This is a genomic window from Streptomyces sp. SID14436 (assembly GCF_010548465.1).
GTDB lineage: Bacteria > Actinomycetota > Actinomycetes > Streptomycetales > Streptomycetaceae > Streptomyces.
On the sequence record NZ_JAAGMD010000326.1, the window covers coordinates 1 to 4,213 of the forward strand.

Consider the following 4,213-nt stretch of genomic DNA (forward strand, 5'->3'; position numbering starts at 1 on the left):
CGCCCGCCGACGGAGCGGGCCGGGCGGACGCCGGGGCCTTTGGCGGCCCGGCCCCCGCCCACGGCGGCCTCTCCCGCAAGGGTCTCAAGGGGAACGGTTTCCGCAGGCGGGGCGGCGCCCCCCAGGACGACGGCCCGGAACCCACCGGTCGGCGCAGGCCCGAGGATCCGGGGGAGGACGACGCGGAGGGGAAGCCCGTGGCGGTCGCCGAGCACGACCGCGCGACCGCCGCCCCCGCAGACCCGGCCGGACCCGTCGACCCCGCGGCCCCGGCCGCCCCCTCCGTGCGGCAGCCCTCGGGACACTTCACGGTGCCCACGGCGGTCGCGGTGGTCCCCCCGACGGTGCCCGTCCGGCGCCCCGCGTCCGGGGGCGGGTTCGACTTCTTCGGCACCAAGCGGGGATCGGAGGACTCCGCCCTGGAGGACGTGCAGAACGAGGACCTCGCCGACGTCGTCGGGCAGGAGGCGCTGGCGCTGCACAAGGCGGAGGCCGAGGCCGGCTTCAAAGCGTCCGGTGCCGGCACCCGCGCCGTCGGGCAGGTCATCGACCTGACCGAGCACGACGAGACGGAGCACATCGACGTCGAGGGACTGCGCAGCGCGGTCTCCTGACCGGCGAACGCACCAGGGGCCCCGCACGGCGTGCGGGGCCCCTTGCTGTTGTTCCTGTTGTTCCTTGTTCCTGTTGTGGCGGGAGGTCTCCTCCGGCCGCTGAAAGGCTCTAGGCCATCCAGCGGTCCGGGCGGGCGTCGCGGCGGCCCGTGCGGGAGCGTTCCGCCTGGGCCTGCAGCAGCAGGGCCGCCTCGTCGGCGTCCCGCAGGCGGGCGGCCGCCGACTTGTTGGCCCCGTTGTCCACATGGACGTCGGCGACGCCCCGGGCCCGCTGCCACGGCCCCTGCACCAGCCGTACGCTCTGCACCTTCGCGTGCGGCACCAGCGCCACGCGGCGGCCCAGCAGACCGTGCCGCGCCACGAACACCGTGTCGGTGACGGCGAGTCCGTAGCCGCGCCACCACAGGGGCACGCACCACCGGGCGCGGCGCGGCGGCCGGGACAGGGCCTCGTGCGGCGGCACGGTCACACCGGGCAGCACGCGGGCTATCACCGCCTCGGCGATCTCGCGCGGCGCGACCGGCAGCAGCATCGAGTTGTCGGACCCGGCGACGTCCAGTTCCACCCGCACCCATCCGCGCCGCCGCCACAGCAGCGGCTCGATGATCCGCACGGTCTGCACCCGCCCCGGCGGCACCGTCTCGTGCGCCCGGTCCAGCAGGCCGTGGTCGATGCGCAGCCCGTCCGGCGACTCGCCCACGGTCCAGTCGTACTCGGTGACGAACCGGCCGACGCTGCCCGCGCCCGCCGCGCCGAACAGCGGCAGGGCGGCGGCCAGCACCGTCCACAGGCTGTGAGTGGCCATCCACAGCAGCGGCACCACGACCACGCCGGCGACCAGCCAGCCCCAGGTCGCGCCGGTCAGCACCAGGGAGACGGCGAGCACGCCCGGCGGCACGCGCAGCAGCTCCCGGGACGGTGCCTCACCGACCTCGTGCGCGGTCTCCGGGGCGAAACCGGCCGCACGCGCGAGCAGCTCCGCCCGCAGCGCACGCGCCTCCTCGGCGCCCAGGAAGGCGAGTTCGTCCTTCTTGTCGGTGCCGATGACGTCCAGCTTCAGTTTGGCCACGCCCACGATGCGCGCGAGCAGCGGCTGGGTGACGTCGATGGCCTGGACCCGCTCCAGGCGGATGTGGGCGGTCCGCCGGAACAGCAGCCCGGTCCGGATGCGCAACTCGGTGTCGGTCACCGCGAAGTGGGTGAACCACCAGGTCAGGAAGCCGTACAGGGCGGCGGCCGGCAGCAGCACGGCGAGACCGAGCACCAGGGTGGTGGTGGTCAGCCGGGCCAGCTGGCGCTGTGCCTGGTCGGGGTCGTGCAGGGCCCATCCGATGAGCACCGCCACGGGTGCCCAGGCACGCCGGAGCGGTGTGACGGGGTGCAGCCGCCGCTCGATCACCGGGGGCCGTGCGGTCACGTCCTGCTGGACGCCGGGGGCGGTCACAGCCCCGCCGATCGTGCCTCGCCCAGCTCGGTGAGCCGGTCGCGCAGCCGTTCCGCCTCGGCGGGGTCGAGGCCGGGGATGGTCGCGTCGGTCGCCGCGGCGGCGGTGTGGAGCTGGACGCTGGCGAGGCCGAAGTGCCGTTCCAGGGGACCGGAGGTGACCTCGACCAGCTGCATCCGGCCGTAGGGCACCACCGTCTCCTGCCGCCACAGCACGCCCCGGCTGATCAGCAGGTCGTCGGAGCGCTCGGCGTACCGCCAGGAGCGCCAGTTGCGTTCCAGCATCACCCAGCCCCAGATCATCAGGGCCAGCGGCAGCACCGCGAAGGCGGCCCAGCCGGGCCCGGCCAGGATGCCCGGCACGAGTCCGGTGGCCAGGGTCAGCAGCCCCAGCCACACCACCAGCAACAGCCGCCGCACCCGCAACAGCCCGGGTGGCAGGCCGGTCCACACCGGCTCGGCCTCGGCGACGCCGGTCGCGGGCTCGTCTCCGCGGGCCGCAGTGCCGGCCGGGTCGGCCGTGGCGGTTGTGCCTGCCGTGACGGTCGTCGTCTCGGCGACCGCACCGGCCGTCGCACCGGCCGCCGCACCGGCCGCCGCGTCGGCGGCCGGGTCGTGTGCCGCTCGGGCCGCGGTGTCCGCGTGCGGGTCCGCGTGCACGGCCGTATCCGTGTCCGTGTCCGTGTGCGTGTCCGTGTCGGCGTGCGTGTCCGTGTGCGTGTCGGCCGACGTGCCTGTAGTTCGCCGCTCGTGAGGGCTCCCCGTCTCCATGGGGCCAGCGTACGTAGGGGAGACTGAGCCCATGACGCCCACCACGGAGACCATGGTCGGTATCGGCGGCGCAGCGGAGAGCACCGACATGGTGCTGAACATCGGCCCGCAGCATCCGTCGACGCACGGCGTGCTGCGCCTGAAGCTGGTGTTGGACGGCGAACTCATCTCCCGCGCGGAGCCGGTGATCGGCTACATGCACCGGGGCGCGGAGAAGCTTTTCGAGGCGCGGGACTACCGCCAGATCATCGTGCTCGCCAACCGGCACGACTGGCTGTCGGCGTTCTCCAACGAGCTGGGTGTGGTCCTCGCCGTGGAGCGCATGCTCGGCATGGAGGTCCCCGAGCGCGCCGTGTGGCTGCGCACGCTGCTCGCCGAACTGAACCGGGTGCTCAACCACCTGATGTTCCTCGGCTCCTATCCGCTGGAGCTCGGCGGCATCACCCCGATCTTCTACGCGTTCCGGGAGCGGGAGGAACTCCAGCACGTCATGGAGGAGGTCTCCGGCGGGCGGATGCACTACATGTTCAACCGGGTGGGCGGCCTCAAGGAGGACCTCCCGGCCGGCTGGACCACGCGCGCGCGTGCCGCCGTCGCCGACGTCCGCTCGCGCATGGGGCGCTTCGACGACCTGGTGCTCGGCAACGAGATCTTCCGGGGCCGCACCCGCGACGTGGGCGTGCTCTCCCCCGAGGCCGTGCACGCCTACGGGGTCAGCGGGCCGATCGCCCGCGCCTCCGGCGTCGACTTCGACCTGCGCCGCGACGAGCCCTACCTCGCCTACGGGGAGCTGGGGGACGTCCTGAAGGTGGTCACGCGCGAGGAGGGCGACTGCCTGGCCCGCTTCGAGTGCCTCCTGGAGCAGACGTACAACGCCCTGGACCTCGCCGACGCCTGCCTGGACCGGCTGGCCGAGCTTCCGCCCGGACCGGTCAACCAGCGGCTCCCCAAGGTCCTCAAGGCGCCCGAGGGACACACCTACGCCTGGACCGAGAACCCGCTCGGCATCAACGGCTACTACCTGGTCAGCAAGGGCGAGAAGACGCCGTACCGGCTGAAGCTGCGCTCGGCGTCGTACAACAACATCCAGGCGCTCACCGAGCTGCTGCCGGGCACCCTCGTGTCGGACATGGTGGCGATCCTGGGGTCGATGTTCTTCGTGGTGGGGGACATCGACAAGTAGCCGGTCCCGTCGCCCGCCCGGGCCTGGGACGGGCGGGGCGCCCGGTGTCTCACGGCGTGAGGACGTCCGGGACGCCGGCCGGCCGCAGCAGCCACCCGAAGGCGCCGAGCCCGTCCGGCGCCAGGAGTTCCGCGGCCTCCCCGGCGGCCGCGAGGGCGCGCACGTAGCCCGCCGGGTCGGTGGACGCCAGGGCGAGCGGCGG

The 4,213-nt window shown here is 74.0% G+C and carries 3 protein-coding genes and 1 pseudogene; 2 read left to right on the forward strand and 2 right to left on the reverse strand.

What is annotated here, in order from left to right; all coding sequences use genetic code 11:
- Nucleotides 1-614 (forward strand): annotated as a pseudogene (locus G3I53_RS11815) (hypothetical protein); the annotation flags it as partial.
- A gap of 109 nt (nt 615-723) precedes the next feature.
- On the opposite strand, the gene G3I53_RS11820 reads toward G3I53_RS11815, so the two are convergent.
- Nucleotides 724-2,058, reverse strand: coding sequence for a PH domain-containing protein (locus G3I53_RS11820; protein ID WP_164337726.1), 1,335 nt, complete (start codon nt 2,056-2,058; stop codon nt 724-726).
- Nucleotides 2,055-2,510 carry a PH domain-containing protein gene (locus tag G3I53_RS11825; protein WP_164337727.1) on the reverse strand — a complete coding sequence of 152 codons (456 nt, stop codon included), beginning with the start codon at nt 2,508-2,510 and terminating at the stop codon, nt 2,055-2,057. Before G3I53_RS11825 ends, G3I53_RS11820 begins: the two co-directional genes overlap by 4 nt.
- A 349-nt stretch (nt 2,511-2,859) precedes the next feature.
- On the opposite strand from G3I53_RS11825, the gene G3I53_RS11830 reads away from it, so the two are divergent.
- Entirely contained in the window at nt 2,860-4,011 is a 1,152-nt protein-coding gene (locus tag G3I53_RS11830; RefSeq protein ID WP_164337904.1) for an NADH-quinone oxidoreductase subunit D, read from the forward strand.
- Nucleotides 4,012-4,213 lie beyond the last annotated feature (202 nt).